Genomic DNA, 17,554 nt, shown 5'->3' with positions numbered 1-17,554 from the left:
CGCTCACACCTGAAACCGTGCTGGTCCGGCTGTGACGAACAGCAACCTTGCCGTTGTTTGACGGTACGATATACAACGGCCCAAAGACTTGTAAGGCGTTCTCCTCGATGGGAATACGTGCCTGCTACCGATCGACGAGCCGGACCCCGTGCGTCGCCGGCACCCACGAAGGAGCGGCCGCCGCCCGACCACGCGGACAGCGCTGCGGCCTGCCAACGGCTATGACTGCTGCTCCAGAAGCTACCGGACCCCATAACACCGGCCCTGCCGACCGAGGAACGGCCCACGCTGCGGCGGGCACGGCAACTCGACACAGAAGAAGTCGCGGAACTGATCGCCGGCTACCAGGCCGGAGCAACCGTGTACGAACTGGCCGCCCGTTTTGGCATCGAACGACGTACGGTCAGCACCATCCTCCACCGGCACCAGGTGCCCATGCGCCGCTGCGGTCTGTCTCCTGACCAGGTCGACACCGCCATCCACCTCTACCGGCTCGGCTGGTCACTGACACGCGTCGGCAACCACCTCGACGTCGCCCACACCACCGTCCTGGCCGCACTACGCCGACACGGAATACCCACCCGCGACTCCCACGGACGAGCACGACCGTCCTGAGTCGGCCACGTGGATGAGCGCCACCCGCACACGGCGTGGAAGAGCCTCGCATTACAGTGTCGATAGATCCGGCTGACCAGCCCCGAAAGGCGGCCACCAGCTATGCGGGTTGGGATCGGTTGGACTCGGCCGATGAGGTGTCCGGAGTCAGCGGAACCGCTGGGTGGCCTGCTCGATGGCGGTGTAGGAGATGCGTTCTTGCTCCAGCCGCACGGACCTGCCCAGAACCCCCTCCGCAAGGTCGGTGTAAAGGCTCGCTTCGTCCGGGCTGAGTAACTCGAGGTGCTCGCGGGTGGGGTTCGGCTCGGCGCCCCAGTGACTCTCGTGGGCAAGGGGACTGGTGCGGTCCATGAGCATGGACCGCGCACCTGCAAATGAGCGGCGCACGCTGTTCAGGATCGCGAATCCGTGGGTGTCGATGTCGCCCCAGTAGACGAGATTCTTCTGATCCAGCCACTTCAAGGGCTGCAACCGGGATGCTGCGTAGCCCTCACCGAAGATGACGACAGCGTCCTCGACAGACGGGAAAGCGAGGTAGGTGATCTCGTGCGGTCTAGCTGCTCGACGCCACGTCAGGCGCCCTGATCGGAAACAGTGGCGAGTCGCCCACCGCCGTCTATGTTGATGTGTCGCCGAGGAATCGCACGACATCGTCGACGAAATCCGAATGTGAGACCGCACCCATATGGCCGGTACCCGGATACCGGACCAGCCGCCCGTCCGGGATGCCGTCGGCGGTCTGCCGGAAGCTCTCGGCGCTGTAGGAGGTATCGCGCTCACCGCCGATGATCAAGGCCGGGACCATGATCTCGCCGAGGCGTTCGGTGACATCGAAACCATCTTCGGCAAGCAGGAAATGGTGGGTGTCGGCAGGCGACTTCGGCCGAACCAGCGGATCGACCAACCACATCGCCGCACCGACCAAACGCGCGCCCACCGGGTTGCCGACGGTGGTGAGCGCCATATGGTGCAGGCCGCGCCTGCCCGCCAGCACCGCCTCGGCGTAGCGCCGCTGACCGATCCGCAGCGCTGGATCCAGTCGGCAGGCCGCCGACACCACCACGAGCTTGCGCACCACGTCGGGATGATCGACGGCCAGTTGCAACGCGATCGAACCACCGGAGGACACCCCGAGGACATCGACCGGCTCACCGAACTCGGCACGCAACGCCTCGGCGTGTTCACCGGCGAGGTCGGCCATGGTGGCTCCGGCCGCCGTTCCCGGCGCCCGGCTCACCGCGTACACCCGGAAATTCCGTGCGAGCCCGGCCAGCTTTTTCAGCTCCGAGGACCGCATCCACCCGGTCGGATTCGCATGATCGGGAGTGAACCAGCGCAGGAAGACCAGCGGCCGTCCGTTACCCAACGCCAGATACGGCATTCCGTGCCGCAGCACGCCCTCGGTCACCGCGAACTCGTCGCCGCTCTTGCCCATCATCGCTCCGATCGTCGAATTGCTGTCGGCACCGACGCTGATCGCGCCGGTGCCCTCAAGAGATGACCTCTGAGGTCATGGATGCAGATCGTCCCGGTGGCTCCGGATCAACGCCTCCGGTCCGCGTCCGGAGGCGACGGTTGCGGAACGGGTGTTGCCCTGGTCTGCGATCGAGCAGCTCGGCGGACATTCCGGAAGGGCCAGTCATCGACCGGTCTCCTTCCATGTTCGGGTGCCTTATGTTCGGGAGTCCAAGCCCGGGATGATCACTGCGAAGGCCCGATCGGTCAAGTCGGCGGGGTCCGCTGCGCCGTCGCTGTCGCTCCAGCATTGGAGGACCGTGTTGAAGGCGGTCAGCGCCATTCCGGCAGCCATCCGCGGATAAAGATCGCGGTCAGGGTCGAGGTCGTGCCTGCGGGCTACTTGCGCGGTCAGGTCTCGGTGCCACTGCACCTGGCGTTCCAGGAAGCGCGAGCGGAGGGCGGGTGTACGCAGGATCAGTTGGACTACTCGGAGCGCCCGGTCGGCGTGATCGCCGCAGGCGGCGATGGGGACCCAGACAGCGTGCCGCCAGGCGACGGATGGGGGCTCGGCGATGGGGCGTGCGGCCAGTTCAGCGTGGATTCTCGTACCCATCTCGGCCAGGAACTGGACGACCACGTCCTCCTTCGACTCGAAATAGCGAAAAAAGGTGCGTTTGGAAACACCTGCAGCAGTGGTGATTTCGTCGACGGTGACCGCTTCGAAGCCCTTGCTCACCAGTAGCTGTAGCGCCGATTCGGTCAGCTCGCCGGCGACAAGTCGGCGTTTGCGCTCGGCCATGGTGATTCCGGCGGGATCAGTCACTCGACAAGCGTAGCGCACCATGCCGCATATGACACTTGCAGCCAGATTGACACTAAGTGACACTCCAGTCATCATGTGCCGTATGACTGAGCGAACATCCTGGGACGCCACGACGATTCCTGATCAGACCGGGCGGCTTTTCGTCATTACCGGGGCCAACAGCGGCCTCGGCCTGGCGACCACCCGGGCGATCGCCAGCAGGGGTGGGCGAGTGATCCTCGCCGTACGTGACAAGAACAAGGGACACCGCGCGGCCGCACGGATCAGCGCCGAGCAGCCAGGAGCTCGCCTGGAAGTTCGCAGCGTCGACTTGGCCGACCTCGATTCGATCCGAGCGTTCGCCGACCTAATTCGGGCAGACCATGACCGGCTGGATGTGCTGATCAACAACGCGGGCGTGCTGGCGCCACCACGCACCCTCAGTGCGCAGGGACACGAATTACAATTCGCCGCAAACCATCTCGGCCACTTCGCCCTCACCGGCCTGCTGCTCGACCTGCTCACCGGCGACGATTCACGAGTGGTCACGGTGACCTCGGCCAATCACCGTCAGGGACGGTTGTTCTTCGACGACCTCGCAGGCGAGCGCAAACTACGCGCCGATGCGTTTCTACAACCAGTCCAAGCTGGCCAACGCCGTCTTCGGCTGGGAGCTACACCGGCGACTGACTGCGCAGGGCAGTCAGGTCCGCAGCGTGCTCGCACACCCTGGTTACGCCGCCACCAACCTGCAGCGCGGCACACCCGTCGGCGCGATCCGGATGGTGTACGGCCGGATCCTCAGCCCGCTCGCCCAATCCCCGGACCAGGGCGCGTTACCGCAGCTGTTTGCCGCGACCGCACCCGAAGTGCGCGGCGGCGAGTTCATCGGGCCGGGCGGCGCGGGCGAATTGCGTGGCGCACCGAAGCGGGTGCGACTGTCCGCGGCGGCGACCGACATCGGAATAGGGCAGCGGCTCTGGGCGGTCTCGGAAAACTTGACGACCGTTCGATACACCTGAAGACACTCCTGCACCAGGGTCGGCCGCCGCAGGCGGTGTGTGGGCGAGCGTAGTTGTAGCGCTCGAACCATTGAGCGAGTGCGTCGTGGCGGGCCCGGACGCGACGGACCTCGACAACCGTGACCGGCGAAGAACAAGGCGGCGGCTTTCAGGAACCCCTAAGCCACGCTATGGGAACTCAGTATTCTCCGGTGGGCGGGCGGCGGTCGCCAGACGCTCGGCGAGGATATGCAGTTCGTCGCGAAGTTCGGGTGGCGCGTCGAGGGTGAAGGGTGCGTCGAGGGCGATGAGGGCCGTGGCGATCTTTTCGGGTGAGTCCGCGTGGATCGAGGCGGGTGTGTGCTGGCAGCAGGTCATCGACGCGGCGGCCGGTCACGGGCTGGCCCCGCTGAGTGGTTCGCTACCGCAAGTCGGTGCCGTGTCCTACAGCCTGGGGGGGCGGAATCGGACTGCTGGCCCGGCGATACGGTTACGCCGCCGATCAGGTGCGCCGCCTCGAACTCGTCACCGCCGACGGCCGGCTGCGTGAAGTGACGGCCGAGTTCGAGCCGGACCTGTTCTGGGCGTTGCGTGGCGGCGGCGGCAATTTCGGGGTGGTCACCGGCATGGAGATCGCCCTGGTACCGGTGCCGCGACTGTACGGGGGCGGGCTCTACTTCGACGCCGGCCCGGCGATTCTGGATGGCTGGCTGCGCTGGACGGCTTCCGTTCCGGAGGAGATGACCTCGGCGATACTGCTGATCCCGTTCCCCGACATCCCGGAAGTCCCCGACCCGCTGCGAGGACGTCTGGTCGCCCACATCCAGCTCGCCTACGCCGGAGACTCCGACGCGGGCGAGACAGTGATCGCGCCGCTGCGTGATCTCGGTACCTGTCTCGTGGACACCGTCCGCGATATGGCCTTCGCCGAGTCGGCCGCTGTATTCGACGATCCCTCCGACCCGCACTCCTATCAGGGCACCAACATCTTCCTCCGCGAAGGCACCGGGACAACCGAAACTATTCTGGCGCAGACCGGCTCGGAGCTGCCGCTCATCATCGGCCTACGCCATCTCGGCGGCGCGTTGTCCAGGCCACCGCAAGAACCCAGCGCGGTCGGCCACCGCGACGCCCGCTACCTGCTCAGCGTCCTGTCACCCGCGGACGGACTCGACCCCGACCTCCTGGGCACCGCGCACAACGGTGTCCTCGACGCGATACAGCCCTGGACGACCGGCGGATTCTCGCTGAACTTCCAGTTCGGGCCGGCCGACCCCACACGCATACCGGCCGGATACGCACCAGGGGACTACCAGCGCCTCCTCGACCTGAAAAAGCAGGTCGCCCCGATATTCCTCTTCCGGGGCGGCAACACCATCCCCGCCACCGCCCTCGGCAACGACTGAACCTTCGATACCGCCCAAAGGAACAGAAATGACAGAAAACTCGACGCGAGCGGCAGACGAAATTGAGGTGCCCGGCTCCCTCCGGACAGTGACCCTGATAAGGCGGTTACGGAAATGTGAGGGAAAATAGGTCGTGGCTCATCAGCGGAAGAAGTACTCGCCCGAGTACAAAGACGAGGCCGTGGCGCATGTGGACGAATGGGTTTCCACGATGCTGGAGACGGGCTCGATGAAGGGCAAGCCACTGGAGCCGTCGACGGTCCGGTTGGCGCTCGTCATGGTCCAGGAGGTCACCGAGTACGCGACCCGGCAAGGAATGATCCCCCGTGACCCTGCCGAATACGTGGATGCTCCGCGGCAGCGGCCGGGCAAGGTCACCTCCGCGGATGTGTGGACCCGCGAGCAGGTGCACACGTTCGCCGAGAAGGCGAAGGAGGATCGGCTGTATGCGGCTTTCCTGCTGTCGACCTACGGGCTTCGCCGATCGGAGGTGTGCGGCCTGCGCTGGTCCGACATCGACCTCACGCGAGAGACGTTGAGTATCGAGCAGGGGCACGTGGAGGTCGAGGGCAAGGAGCACGCGGTCGACGAGCCGAAAACGACGCGCTCGCGCCGTACGTTGCCGCTGCCGGCAGAGGCGGCTACGGCCTTGCGTGAACTGCGGACCCAGCAGGAAAAGGAGCGGGCGGCGTTGGGGCTGCCGTGGGATGAGGGCGCGCACATGTGTTCCTCGTTCGATGGTCGCCCGGTACTGCCGCGCACGTTCACAGGGTGGTTTCACCGCATCCGTATTGCAGCGGAGCTGCCCCGAATCACGCTGCGCAACCTCCGGCACACGTCGGTGTCAGTGATGCTGCACGCCAATGTTCCGGCGTCGACGGTCGCGGCGTGGCATGGTCACGATGTGCGGATGACGACCGCTGTCTACAACCGGGTGTATGACGAGGGTTTGACGACTGCGGCGGCGGCGATGTTCGGAGACATGGCCGAGGCTGTCTAGCTGGGCGCGGGCGGAAATCGAGTCCCCGCGCATTGGCAAGATCTTGGCACGCTGGCCGTGAAAAGAAAACAGGGCCGGTACAAATACCGGCCCTGATCTGCGTAAATGTAGTGGAGCTAAGGGGACTCGAACCCCTGACCCCCACACTGCCAGTGTGGTGCGCTACCAGCTGCGCCATAGCCCCGGATATTTGCCGCCGGTTCCCCGGCTGCCTGAACGAAGTTACACCACGTCGACACCAGGAACCAAATCGCCTGGATTCCGGGGGAACGCCGAGGTCACGGGGCCAGCTGCTGCACCCAGTCCGGCTCGTTGACATCGATCTTGGTAGCGACGTCGAACACACTGGGCGTGGCTGCGGCGCCGTCGAGGGCGGCCGTCAGATCGTCGAGTGTGGCGGCGGCCTGATCGGCTATCTGACCACGGCGGGCGCCGGAGGTGATGCATTCGCGGGCGGGTTCGGTGGCACCGGATTCGGTCGCGATGGTGAGCAGTTCGTCATCGCTGAGCTCGGAGCCCTCGTCCGGTTGCCGGGTGGTGAACAGGGTCTCGTGGAACTTCGAGTAGGTGGGGCCGGAACCGGTCTCCGCGACGCACTGCAGGGCGGCGATCGCGCGGGTGGAGTAGTCGCCGCTGGAGGATTTGGGGTCGAGGAAATTGACGAACCGGTAGCGGACGGCGAGTTTGCCCTCGTCGAGCTTCTGCGCGAGTTCCTGACCGTAGAGGGTTTCCAGGGTGCCGCAGGACGGGCACATGGGGTCCTCGTAGACCTCGATCGTCTTGGGGGCTTCCGGGTGGCCGAGGCGGACGCCGCCGTCGCTCTGCAGCGCCGCGGTCACCGCCTCGTTGTGTACCGTGCCGTAGCCGTCGTTGCGGACCTGGGCTTCCTCACGGCTGCCCCAGCGGTAGGCGAAGACCACGATCAGCGCGATCAGGACCAGGGCCAGTGCGCCGAGCGCGTAGGTGGTCCGGTTGGACATCGGCCGCGGCGTGTAGTCGGGCGACGAGTTGCTCACGCGACCACTCTGCCGTATCCGGGCGAACCGGTCACGTGTGAATCCGGCAGGCGCGAGTCAGGGCCGGGTTTCCGGCCGGCGGTCGAGACCGGTGGAGCGCGGAGAACCCGCGGCCGTGTCGACGGCGATGGCGCCGTTGTCCGTAGACTTCGATACGGAGACGCCGGAGCGCTCGGAGACGTTGTCCGGCGCCGGGGCCGCGGGGGCGCGGTCCATCGGTTCGGGGACGACCAGCCAGGCCAGTGCCGCGACGGCGAGCAAGGATCCGGTGACCGCGAGACCGGCACCGTAGGACAGCCGCTGTGCGATCGCGCCGACCACGATGGGTCCCAGGACCGTCCCCAGATCCTGGGCCATCTGGAATCCGGCGAGCATGGTGCCGCCACGGGCGCGGTTGCCGATGATATCGCCGACGGCGGCCTGCTGAGCGGGAGTGAACAGACCGGACCCGATACCGGCGACGAACGAGGTGGCCAGCAGCCAGGTCATATTCGGGGCGAGCCCTAGACCGGTGGTGCCGATCGCGCACACCAGGGCGCCGGAGATGAGCAGCGGGCGACGGCCGTGACGGTCGGACAACCGGCCGGAGAAGAACAGCACCGTCGCGTTGCCGGCGGCGAAAACGGTGAGCGCGACACCGGCCATTCCGGGCGATTGGCCCAGCACCTCCACCACCAGCAGCGGGACCAGCGCCATCCGGACGCCGAACACTGCGGCGCCGCTGGCGAAGTTGGAGAACAGGGCGGCCCGGTACTCCGGCCGCGCCAGCCCCTGCCGGAAACTGACGGTTGCCGCGTCGCGGCCCGATTCGAATTCGGTGATACGGGAGTCGCGCAGGTTGAAATAGACGACCGCGACGGCCAGCAGCAGGGCGACCGCGTAGATCAGGAACGGGGCACGCAGCCCGAAGCCGGCGAGGGCACCGCCGATCAGCGGCCCCGAGAGCCCGCCGATCAGGAAGCAGGTCGACCACAGCCCGGTGACCCGGCCTCGTTCGGTGGGCGGGGAGAGCCGGATCACCAACGCCATAGACGAGACGGTGAACATGGTGGAGCCGACTCCGCCGAGTGATCGCAGCACCATCAGTTGCCAGTAGGTCTGGGCGAAGGCGCTCGCACCCGTGGACACCGCGACGATCAGCAGACCGACCAGGTAGATCCGCCGCTCCCCCAGCAACTGCACCAACCGGCCGCTGACCGGCGCGAACAGCAGCCGCATGGCGGCGAAGGCGCTCACGATCGCCGAGGCGGCCGCCACTCCCACTCCGAAGCTGAGCGCGAACTGCGGCAGTACCGGCGACACCAGGCCGAATCCGATCGCGACACAGAAGGCGGCGCTGATCAGTACCCATATCTCGCTGGGGAGCGGGGGCTTCGCCGACGGGTTCGCACGCCGGCGGACCGGGAAGAGGCGGCGGAGTCGCGACGAGAGCACCGTGGCCTGCTCACCCGATCCGTTCGTACTCCCGGACCCGGGTCGATCATCTGCCACGGCCTCACCACTCACCCCGACAGTCAACGCCGGGGCGGACCCCGCAATTCCCCGCGTCTACGCGGGGTTTACCGGTCCGCGGGTCGGCAGGTGCCGGTCAGCACACCCCGCCGGCCCCGGCGATCTACCCGTCGGCCAGTACCCGCCCGACCATCTCCCGGGCTGCCTCCTGAACCTGCGCGAGGTGTTCGGTTCCGTGGAAGGACTCGGCGTAGATCTTGTATTTGTTCTCGGTACCCGAGGGCCGCGCCGCGAACCAGGCGTTCTCGGTGCTCACCTTCAATCCACCCAGTTCCGCGCCGTTGCCCCGGGCACGGGTGGCCACCTCGGTGATCGGTTCGCCCGCGATCTCGTCGCCGCTCACCTGTTCGGGACTGAGGCCGGCGAGCAATTTCTTCTGCTCGGGTTCGGCGGGAGCGTCGATACGGGCGTAGGCGGGGCTGCCGTAGCGGCGTTCGAGCTCGTGATAGCGGGTGGACGGGCTCTGCCCGGTGACCGCGGCGATCTCGGCGGCGAGCAGGGCCAGCAGGATGCCGTCCTTCTCGGTGGTCCACACGGTGCCGTCCATCCGCAGGAACGACGCACCCGCGCTCTCCTCACCACCGAACGCGAGACTGCCGCTGAACAGGCCCGGAACGAACCATTTGAAGCCGACCGGCACCTCGTGGACGTCTCGGCCGAGCACACTCACCACTCGGTCGATCATCGAGGAGGTGACCGCGGTTTTACCGATCTTGGTGAGTGCGTCCCAGCCGCGCCGGTTGGCCACCAGGTACTCGATGGCCACCGCCAGGTAATGGTTCGGGTTCATCAGTCCGCCGTCCGGAGTGACGATGCCGTGCCGGTCGGCGTCGGCATCGTTACCGGTGGAGATGTCGTAGTCGTCGCGGATGGCCACCAGCGAGGCCATGGCGTGCGGGGACGAGGGGTCCATCCGGATCTGTCCGTCGCTGTCGAGCGTCATGAAACGCCAGGTGGGGTCGACGCTCGGATTCACCACCTCGAGATCGAGGTCGTAACGCTGGCCGATCTCCTCCCAATAGTCGACGCTGGCGCCGCCCATGGGATCGGCGCCGAGCCGGATCCCCGCGCCGCGGATCGCGTCGAGGTTCAGCACCGCGGGCAGATCGGCGATGTAATGGTCGAGGTAGTCGTAACGGCCGACCGCGTCCATCGCCCGGGTGAGCGGGGCGCGCTTCACTCCGGCGAGGCCACCGTGCAACAGTTCGTTGGCGCGTGCGGCGATGCTGTCCGTAGCGCCGGTATCGGCCGGGCCACCGTGTGGGGGGTTGTATTTGATCCCGCCGTCGCGGGGCGGATTGTGCGACGGGGTCACCACGATGCCGTCGGCCTGATGCCGCGCGCCGTCCCGATTGTGGCGCACCACCGCGTGACTCAGCGCGGGCGTCGGGGTGTAGCGGCCGCGGGAATCGACCACGGCGCCGATATCGTTGCCGGCCAGCACTTCCAGAACGGTGGTCCAGGCAGGTTCGGACAAAGCGTGGGTGTCGCGGGCCAGATACACCGGACCGGTGATCCCCCGGGTCGCTCGATATTCGACGACAGCCTGCGTGATGGCCAGGATATGCGCTTCGTTGAAGGTGGCGTCCAGGCTGGAACCGCGGTGCCCCGAGGTACCGAAGATCACTCGCTGGTTGGGGTCGGCGGGGTCGGGAACCCGGCTGTAATACGCGGTCACCAGTCCCGGAACATCCACCAGATCGCTGGGGCGGGCGGGCCGTCCGGCTCGATTGTGGGCCATGCTCGGGTCTCCCTTCGTGGTCGGCCGCACGCGGCTGGTCATCGTGATCACCGGAACGGCCCCGGGGTCGTGGCCGCGACTTGTACCGCGTGGAGCCGGATCCCGGTGCGCACGACGGTGTCGAGCATGTGCGCACGTGCGCCGCCGGTGGCGATCCCGGCCCTCTCACACCCGGAAGCACCGCAGGCGGTGCGCGCACCGTGGAGTCCGAGCCGCATCCCCGTCGGCGCCTCTCGAAGCGTATGCGCACCGATGGACGCATCCGGCTGCGTCGAGCACACAATGCTAACCGCCGATGTGCGCCCGGGCAGCCGGGATTCGCCGGGCGTGGTGCCCGCGGCGGTCCCCGGGCACCGAGACACAGCATCGTGCAAACCGGCAGGCACCCCATATCCCGCGGTCGGCGCGCGCACCACCGCGGCCGATGATCCGGACCTTCCCGAAACACTCATGACCCGACCCCTCTCGCTCGTACCGTCCTACGTTGCGCTCGTGCCGACTGCGTTGCCCCGCTGCGCCGTCCGGTCGCCCACCGGGTGGCCGGCGTTCCAGCCGCGGACGGGGTCGGTGGACGACGATCACCGCGGCACGCGCCGGTGAGCCCCGCGGCGAGGGCTCCTGATCCGAGCAGTGTACGAACCCGGCCGGGGCGACCGGAAAGTGCGGTGAACCCACCCCCACATCCGGCACCGGAAACCGTGCGAATGGGTCGAAATGGGGCCGGAATTTCAGTGACCAGCAGCTTCGCCCGTCCAGTGGCCGGCGGCGCGATGCGGGTGCGCACCGGATCATCCGCTGCGGCAATTGCTCCCGATGCGAACGGCAGGTCGTGATCACCGGCAGCTGCCACGTCGGAGGACTTCGGCTGCCCGGCCGACGTTCCGGATCCACGCCGCCGATGGTTGTTCCGGGATCGGGTCGGCGGGATCGAAACCGATTCCCGCTGATTCGCGCGGCACCCGGGCCGCGCGTTCACCGCCGCCGCCACTGACGGTGAACGCGCTCAACGCGTGGCCGAGGTCGAGCAGGCCGAGACGGCGGAGCGGGGGCTTTCCTCACCCGCCTACGGCCCGCGGCCGGCGATTCTTCTCCGCGTCTCCTTCTCCACGTTGCCGCACACCGGCGGCCGTTTTCCCCTAGAGTTGGACGGGTGACCAAGTTATGGGTGAACTGGGCCGGTGACCAGCGCTGCACACCGGCACGGCTGTGCGCACCGCGCGATCACACAGAACTGGCCGCCGAACTCGCCCGGGCGAGCGAGGACGGCCATCGTGTCCGCGTCGCCGGTTCGGGCCATTCGTTCACCGACACCTGCCTCACCGACGGCGTGCTGCTGGACCTGTCCCGTATGAACCGCGCACTCGACGTCGATCGCGAGGCCGGGCTCGCCCGGGTGCAGGCCGGTATGACACTCGCGGCACTCAACAGCCGGCTCGACGAGCACGGCCTGGCGTTTCCCAACCTCGGCGATATCGACGTCCAGACGATCGCGGGCGCCACCGCGACCGCGACTCACGGCACCGGCGGGCGGCTGCCGAATATCTCCGCGGCCCTGCACGCGGTGGAACTGATGACGGCCGACGGCCGGATCGTGGAACTGACCGAGGAAACCGATGCCCAGGCCTGGCGGGCGGCCCGGGTGGGACTCGGCGCCCTGGGCGTGGTCACCGCGTTCACACTGCGATTGGTGCCCTCGTTCGTCCTCGAAGGTATCGAACGCCCGGTCCCGGTCGAAGAATTGCTCACGGACCTCGACACCTACATCGACGGCAACGACCATTTCGAGTTCTATATGTTCGCGCACAGCCCGATAGCGATGACCAAACGCAACAATCGCGTCGATCTGGCCCCGGCGCCACGACCCGAATCGGTGGATTGGTTCGCCGATATCCTGCTGTCCAACCACGTTTTCGACGGACTGTGCCGGCTCGCCCGCCGCAGACCTTCGCTCATTCCCTGGATCCAACGCGGCGCCGCTTACGCCGGTAGCTACCGTCGCCAGGTCGACCGGTCGTATCGGGTGTTCACCAGCCCCCGCCTGTTCCGGTTCACCGAGATGGAATACGCGATCCCTCGCGAGGATTCGGTCGCAGCGATCAGCGAGATCAAAGAGACAGCGAAGCGCTTCGACAGCCCGATGCCGATCGAGGTGCGCTGGGTGGCGGGCGACGATGCGTTCCTCTCCCCCGCGAGCGGCCGGGCGACCTGCTATATCGCGGTGCACCAGTACGAGGGGATGGACCACGAGCCGTTCTTCCGCGCTTGCGAGGCGATCTTCGACAGGTACGACGGGCGGCCGCACTGGGGCAAACGCCACTATCAGACGGCGGAGACCCTGCGTCGTCGTTACCCCGAATGGGACCGTTTCACGGCGGTTCGCCGGCGCTACGACCCCGCCGGCCGGTTCACCAACGACTATCTCGACCGGATACTCGGCCCGGTCTCAGCGGCCGAGGATGCGGTCGACCAGCGCGGGTAACGCGGCACCGATGGGTTCGCGCACTACTTCGGTCGCCAGCGAATCGTAGGGCGTGGGTTCGGCGTTGACGACGATCAGATCAGCCCCCGCCGCCACCGCCCGTCCGCACAGCAACGCCGCCGGTTCCACCTGCAACGAGGTGCCGACGGCCAGGAAGATATCCGCGGTCTCGGCGGCCAGCGTCGCTTTGACCAGCGTGCGGTGATCCAGGGCCTGGCCGAACATGATGACATCGGCCTTGAGCACACCACCGCACACCGGACAGGGCGGATCGGCTTCGCCCGCGGCCACCCGTTCCAGAGCGCCGGCCATGGAGGCGGAGTAGTCGCATTGCACGCAGACCACGTCGAACATATTGCCGTGGATCTCCACCACCCGCTTCGGCGTGGAACCGGCACGCTGATGCAGCCGGTCGATGTTCTGGGTGACGATCGTGAGCGCCCGGCCGGCCCGTTCCAGATCCACCAGGGCGCGGTGGGCACCGTTGGGTTCGGCCTTCCACGCGGGATTGTCGCGGCGGGCGAGCCAGGATTTCCGGCGTAGCTCCGGGTCGGCCAGATAGTGGTCGTAGGTGGACAGCAGTTCTGCGATCGGATCCTCGGTCCAGACCCCGCGTGGGCCGCGGAAATCGGGGATACCGCTGTCAGTGGAGATTCCGGCACCGGTGAGAGCGGCGAGACGACCGGTGCGCTCGTACCACTCGGTCACCGCTGCGCACCCGCGTCCGGAACCGGCCACCCGTGCAGTGCGCGGGACCACGGTGCCCGCCGGATTGGATTGCACATACCACGAGCTTAGGCAGCAGGTTCAGCACCCGGCATCGAGGCATTCCCGGGCCGATTTCAGTTAATAATCAGCAACATTTCGCGGCGTCCGGTCCACTGGAGGCCACCTTCGGATTCCCCCGGTCGCGTCAACCCACCCGAAACCAACTTGATGTCCTGGAACAGGCAATTTTGCTGAAAGATCACAAGCAGATCGCACCACCGAACCGTTGACCGAGGCCTACTGTGATGGTTGTCTCCAGATTTGCTGACAGGTGTCCAGGAGGAGATTTCTCCGTTACTGTGAAGTAGGTCGCCGCACCGACTCCGAAACGGAGGTTTTGCCATGGCTCGCCACCGCACACCCCGTACGGCAGACCTGCGGGTCGATTACCATATTTCCGGTGATTACGGCAGTAACGGTTTGATAACCCACGGCGCCGGGTACTCCGAAAATATGACAGCACTGCGTAACCGACCTGCCCGGATCGCCGGTATGGAATGGGGCACCGCGCTGCTGGCTCTCGCCACGTGCCTCATCTTCAGCACCGGTATCGCCGCTCTGACCCAGTCCTTCGCCACCGCACTGGTCGCCACCGCGAGCATCCTCGTCGGCCTCGGGATCGCGCTGCGGATCCTGAGATCCGCTCGCTGACACCGTATTCGCGCGCCCCGTCCGCGAATATCTGCCCGCACAGCTAGTCTGCGTGCATGGTATCCGGGGACGGGTCCGAGGACACCATCGGCGGGGACGGGGCCGATCGCTCCGGCGAACCCGCGGACGGCCCGCCACGGACCCGGAACACAGACCCGGCGGTCGAGAGCAGCTGGCTCGACCGCCGAATCCTTCCGACCGGCAGCGGCAGGCCACGCCTGTCCACGGTGCTGCTGGTCATCGCCTTCGCGGGGGTCTTCGTCCTCTATCTGGTACTCCAACCCGGCTGACCGGCCACCGGGAATAACCGGCTTGCCGCGGCCGCTTAAGGTTGTCGATATGAAGGAGAACGGGCGCAAGGTCATCGCGACCAACCGCCGGGCACGGCACAACTACACGATCCTGGACATCTACGAGGCCGGGATCGCGTTGGTCGGTACCGAGGTCAAGAGTCTGCGTGAGAGCAAGGCCTCACTGGTGGACGCCTTCGCGACCGTGGACAACGGGGAAGTATGGCTACGCGGCCTGCACATCCCCGAGTTCAGTCACGGCACCTGGACCAACCACGCACCGCGCCGGGTCCGCAAGCTGCTGCTGCACAAACGGGAGATCGAACGCCTGGTCGGCAAATCCCGCGAGGGAAACCAGACCCTGGTACCGCTGTCGATGTACTTCTCCGACGGCAAGGTGAAGGTCGAGCTCGCCCTCGCCAAAGGTAAGCAGGACTACGACAAACGGCAAGATCTGGCCCGGCGCACCGCTGAACGCGAGGTCACCCGTGAGATCGGCCGCCGCATCAAGGGCATGCGCTGAGCGGCCCGGCGACGCCGTAAATGGGAATGAACCGGGGTGGGTCAGGTGTTAACATGACAAGCCCGGCAAAGTGCCGGGACGCACGGGGCTGAACGGTTTCGACTGCGTACGTAGATTCAGGGGAAGCGTGTCGGTGCAGGCAGGAGACCACCGTAAGCGTCGCTGCAACCAATTAAGCGCCGATTCCAATCAGCGCGAGTACGCTCTCGCTGCCTAAGCGATAGCGTCTCTGTCGGCCCGAGGTTTGCCCTCGGCTTCGGTGCCGGCATCAGCTAGAGGGCTCACCGTGCGATTCGGTCGCGGAGTAGTACGGGACATCCAACAGCGACTGGGATCGTCATCCCGGCTTGTTCGCGAGACCGGGAGATCCGAGTAGAGGCCCAGCGAACTGCACACGGAGAAGCCTTGATGAAGCGGCGGAGGACCCGGGTTCGATTCCCGGCAGCTCCACTGAACTCCCCATCTGTTTCGGCAGGTGGGGAGTTGTTTTTTGCCACAAGCAGCCCGTCCAAGCGCAAAACAAGCGCATCCAAGTCGTCGGCGAACAGGTGCCCATAGAGATCCAGGGTCATGGTTGCGGACTTGTGGCCTAGCTGGCGCTGCACGACCTTGACGTTGGCACCAGTGGAGATCATGAGGCTCGCGGCCGTGTGGCGTAGTTGGTGCGCGGTCACCCGGGGAAAGGTGGGGTCGGCATCTTGGCATCGACGTACGGCGGCAGCAAACCAGTGGGTCGTGGTCGGCGGGCGCAGCGGCTCACCATCGGGACGCGACCAGACCAGCGCGTCAGCAGACTTACCGAGCAGCGGCCCGAGCATGTCCATAACGCCCCCGGTACCGCAATAGTGCGCCGTTCCCAGGTTTTCGGTGTGGTCATCACGGAGCGGCTGTTGACCTTGCTTGCCGACCGAACGATGTGGATGCGCCGGGCCTCGATATCGCGCGGTCGGAGTGCTGCCATCTCGCCCCAGCGCAGCCCCGAGTACGCCAGCAGGGCCACAATCTCCGGATGCTTGGCTTCGGCGACCAGCGCGGCAACTTGGGCATGCGTTAGGTAGTTGTGCTCGGTGGCCGAACGTCTGGGCAGCTTCACCCCGCGCGCCGGATTGGTCGGTATGCGGCTCTCCTCCACGGCCCGATCCAGGACGGCGCACAACACGGTGTGGATATCGGCGACGGTAGAGGGTGCGCGGTCGATTCCCGCTATCCAGTCGGTAACCTCCGGCCGGGTGATGGATGCGACCGAGCGCTCGCCCCAGAACGGCTCGACATGCACCCTCCACAGGCTCTCGCGCCGCGTAGACCATGAGACCTTGACATGCGCCTGCCGGGGTAGACCGAGTTCGCTCACCGTGATCCTGCCGCGCGCCGGGGCGATATAGGTCCGATCCAGCTTGGCCACCTCGACGGTGTTGGCGAACTGCTGGGCGGCTTGTCGGGTCTTGAAGCCGTTGCGCGCGGTCGTCCGGCCGTTGGGTTGGCGGTATCGGACCCGATATCTGCGCCCGGCCTTGATCGCGTAGCGCTGCACGCTGGCCACACCCCGACCCTAGACCCCGATGGTGGATGGTGGGAGCGCTACATCCATCCGTTTCGCAGCCGCCGACGCCGATATCGGGATAGATCGCGGTACGGGTCCGCCGGTATTTCCAGTTGGGGGCCAGGTACTCCCAGACCGGCACGCGCGACCCCGTACTTGGTGGATTGAGAGCTGATAGAGTTTCGGCAGTCGAAAGGGGGCGCTGTGGGCCGAATCTGGTTGCCGCTGTTGGCTTGCGCGGGACTGCTGGTCGCGGGTTGCGGAGAGACCACCGTCGAGGGGAGCCCGACCACCACAGAACGGCCGACCACAGTTGCGTTCAACCCATGCAGTGACCTGCCCGACGATGCACTGCGCGCGGCTGGACTGGACCCCGCAACTAAGAAGACCTCTGTCGACACTCCGACCGGCGGCGGCACCTGGAAGATCTGTTTCTGGCGGCCTGTCGACAAGACGCCCTATGCGGTGAGCATCGGCACGACCACGTTCACCCAGGATGATCTACCGGGTAACCCGACGATTACCGGCCTCTCGGATGTTCAGATCGGCTCGAGGGCCGGGAAAACCTACCGCCAGGCGAACAGCCCGTTGATGCTCCGGTGCTACGTCTCGATGCCGAGCGGCGGGGGCATGGCGAACGTCATCGTCGATTGGGATGCGTCGGAGAGGGAGACAGCCCCCGAGAAGCCACCGTGCAGTCTGGCGGTCGAGCAAGCTACCGAGCTGGAGCCATTTCTACCGAACTAAGGGGC

General features: G+C 66.5%; 15 protein-coding genes, 1 tRNA gene, 1 other RNA gene and 2 pseudogenes. 10 read left to right on the top strand and 9 right to left on the bottom strand.

From position 1 onward, the window contains the following. Positions 1–360: 360 nt before the first annotated feature. Complete coding sequence (locus OG405_RS02895) at positions 361–615, top strand: hypothetical protein (protein ID WP_327150085.1); 255 nt, start codon at positions 361–363, stop codon at positions 613–615. Positions 616–762: 147 nt separating this feature from the next. Here OG405_RS02895 and OG405_RS02890 read toward each other — a convergent pair whose 3' ends face one another. The 3 genes from OG405_RS02890 to OG405_RS02880 form a co-directional block, all read right to left on the bottom strand. Then, positions 763–1,266, bottom strand: a complete 504-nt coding sequence (locus tag OG405_RS02890) for a DUF2220 domain-containing protein (RefSeq protein WP_327150084.1) — start codon at positions 1,264–1,266, stop codon at positions 763–765. Further along, entirely contained in the window at positions 1,232–2,053 is an 822-nt protein-coding gene (locus OG405_RS02885) for an alpha/beta fold hydrolase (RefSeq protein ID WP_327150083.1), read from the bottom strand. The genes OG405_RS02890 and OG405_RS02885 overlap by 35 nt, the downstream gene beginning before the upstream one ends. 234 nt (positions 2,054–2,287) lie before the next feature. Next, positions 2,288–2,896, bottom strand: a complete 609-nt coding sequence (locus tag OG405_RS02880; protein WP_327150082.1) for an acyl-CoA-like ligand-binding transcription factor — start codon at positions 2,894–2,896, stop codon at positions 2,288–2,290. An 82-nt stretch (positions 2,897–2,978) separates the two neighbouring features. Between OG405_RS02880 and OG405_RS02875 the strand changes: the two are divergent. The 3 genes and pseudogenes from OG405_RS02875 to OG405_RS02865 all read left to right on the top strand — a co-directional run bounded on the left by OG405_RS02875 (position 2,979) and on the right by OG405_RS02865 (position 6,282). Continuing rightward, positions 2,979–3,897, top strand: a pseudogene (locus OG405_RS02875) (oxidoreductase). 413 nt (positions 3,898–4,310) lie between these two features. After that, positions 4,311–5,282 (top strand): FAD-binding oxidoreductase, encoded by a 972-nt coding sequence (locus OG405_RS02870; protein ID WP_327150081.1) that lies wholly within the window; start codon positions 4,311–4,313, stop codon positions 5,280–5,282. Positions 5,283–5,463: 181 nt separating this feature from the next. Further along, the gene (locus tag OG405_RS02865) at positions 5,464–6,282 is read left to right on the top strand and encodes a site-specific integrase (RefSeq protein WP_327150080.1); all 819 of its coding nucleotides are present in this window, start codon (positions 5,464–5,466) and stop codon (positions 6,280–6,282) included. Between the two features lie 111 nt (positions 6,283–6,393). Here the strand turns inward: OG405_RS02865 and OG405_RS02860 are convergent. The 4 genes from OG405_RS02860 to pgm all read right to left on the bottom strand — a co-directional run bounded on the left by OG405_RS02860 (position 6,394) and on the right by pgm (position 10,551). Continuing rightward, positions 6,394–6,466 (bottom strand) — tRNA-Ala (locus OG405_RS02860). Positions 6,467–6,560: 94 nt separating this feature from the next. Beyond that, a complete protein-coding gene (locus OG405_RS02855; protein WP_327150079.1) occupies positions 6,561–7,298 on the bottom strand; it encodes a DsbA family protein in 738 nt (245 codons plus the stop codon). A 57-nt stretch (positions 7,299–7,355) separates the two neighbouring features. After that, the gene (locus OG405_RS02850; RefSeq protein WP_327152180.1) at positions 7,356–8,651 is read right to left on the bottom strand and encodes an MFS transporter; all 1,296 of its coding nucleotides are present in this window, start codon (positions 8,649–8,651) and stop codon (positions 7,356–7,358) included. Positions 8,652–8,913: 262 nt separating this feature from the next. After that, positions 8,914–10,551, bottom strand: coding sequence for a phosphoglucomutase (alpha-D-glucose-1,6-bisphosphate-dependent) (gene pgm / locus OG405_RS02845; protein ID WP_327150078.1), 1,638 nt, complete (start codon positions 10,549–10,551; stop codon positions 8,914–8,916). Between the two features lie 1,150 nt (positions 10,552–11,701). Here pgm and OG405_RS02840 point away from each other — a divergent pair. Further along, positions 11,702–13,030 carry a D-arabinono-1,4-lactone oxidase gene (locus OG405_RS02840; protein WP_327150077.1) on the top strand — a complete coding sequence of 443 codons (1,329 nt, stop codon included), beginning with the start codon at positions 11,702–11,704 and terminating at the stop codon, positions 13,028–13,030. Here the strand turns inward: OG405_RS02840 and OG405_RS02835 are convergent. Beyond that, positions 12,995–13,738, bottom strand: coding sequence for an SIR2 family NAD-dependent protein deacylase (locus tag OG405_RS02835; protein WP_327150076.1), 744 nt, complete (start codon positions 13,736–13,738; stop codon positions 12,995–12,997). The genes OG405_RS02840 and OG405_RS02835 overlap by 36 nt on opposite strands. A 402-nt stretch (positions 13,739–14,140) precedes the next feature. Here OG405_RS02835 and OG405_RS02830 point away from each other — a divergent pair, with 402 nt between their 5' ends. The 4 genes from OG405_RS02830 (at position 14,141) to ssrA (ending at position 15,715) form a co-directional block, all read left to right on the top strand. Continuing rightward, positions 14,141–14,449 carry a hypothetical protein gene (locus tag OG405_RS02830; RefSeq protein WP_327150075.1) on the top strand — a complete coding sequence of 103 codons (309 nt, stop codon included), beginning with the start codon at positions 14,141–14,143 and terminating at the stop codon, positions 14,447–14,449. 56 nt (positions 14,450–14,505) lie between these two features. Continuing rightward, on the top strand, positions 14,506–14,739 hold the full coding sequence (locus OG405_RS02825) for a hypothetical protein (protein WP_327150074.1): 234 nt from the start codon (positions 14,506–14,508) through the stop codon (positions 14,737–14,739). A 49-nt stretch (positions 14,740–14,788) separates the two neighbouring features. After that, the gene (smpB, locus tag OG405_RS02820) at positions 14,789–15,262 is read left to right on the top strand and encodes an SsrA-binding protein SmpB (protein ID WP_327150073.1); all 474 of its coding nucleotides are present in this window, start codon (positions 14,789–14,791) and stop codon (positions 15,260–15,262) included. Between the two features lie 84 nt (positions 15,263–15,346). Next, positions 15,347–15,715, top strand: a transfer-messenger RNA (tmRNA) gene (gene ssrA / locus OG405_RS02815). A 152-nt stretch (positions 15,716–15,867) separates the two neighbouring features. On the opposite strand, the pseudogene OG405_RS02810 reads toward ssrA, so the two are convergent. Then, positions 15,868–16,080, bottom strand: a pseudogene (locus tag OG405_RS02810) (hypothetical protein); the annotation flags it as partial. Between the two features lie 926 nt (positions 16,081–17,006). On the opposite strand from OG405_RS02810, the gene OG405_RS02805 reads away from it, so the two are divergent. Further along, entirely contained in the window at positions 17,007–17,549 is a 543-nt protein-coding gene (locus OG405_RS02805) for a DUF3558 domain-containing protein (RefSeq protein ID WP_327150072.1), read from the top strand. The last annotated feature ends 5 nt before the right edge of the window (positions 17,550–17,554 follow it).

The organism is Nocardia sp. NBC_01329, assembly GCF_035956715.1.
In the GTDB taxonomy this organism is placed as follows: domain Bacteria; phylum Actinomycetota; class Actinomycetes; order Mycobacteriales; family Mycobacteriaceae; genus Nocardia.
This window is presented reverse-complemented; position numbering and strand designations above follow the sequence as displayed.

Bases quoted from the DNA above. Each gene is read 5' to 3' on its own strand.
- OG405_RS02890 (WP_327150084.1), bottom strand. From the start codon at position 1,266: ATGTCGTGCGATTCCTCGGCGACACATCAACATAGACGGCGGTGGGCG.
- OG405_RS02825 (WP_327150074.1), top strand. From the start codon at position 14,506: ATGGTATCCGGGGACGGGTCCGAGGACACCATCGGCGGGGACGGGGCC.
- smpB (WP_327150073.1), top strand. From the start codon at position 14,789: ATGAAGGAGAACGGGCGCAAGGTCATCGCGACCAACCGCCGGGCACGG.
- OG405_RS02885 (WP_327150083.1), bottom strand. From the start codon at position 2,053: ATGATGGGCAAGAGCGGCGACGAGTTCGCGGTGACCGAGGGCGTGCTG.
- pgm (WP_327150078.1), bottom strand. From the start codon at position 10,551: ATGGCCCACAATCGAGCCGGACGGCCCGCCCGCCCCAGCGATCTGGTG.
- OG405_RS02830 (WP_327150075.1), top strand. From the start codon at position 14,141: ATGGCTCGCCACCGCACACCCCGTACGGCAGACCTGCGGGTCGATTAC.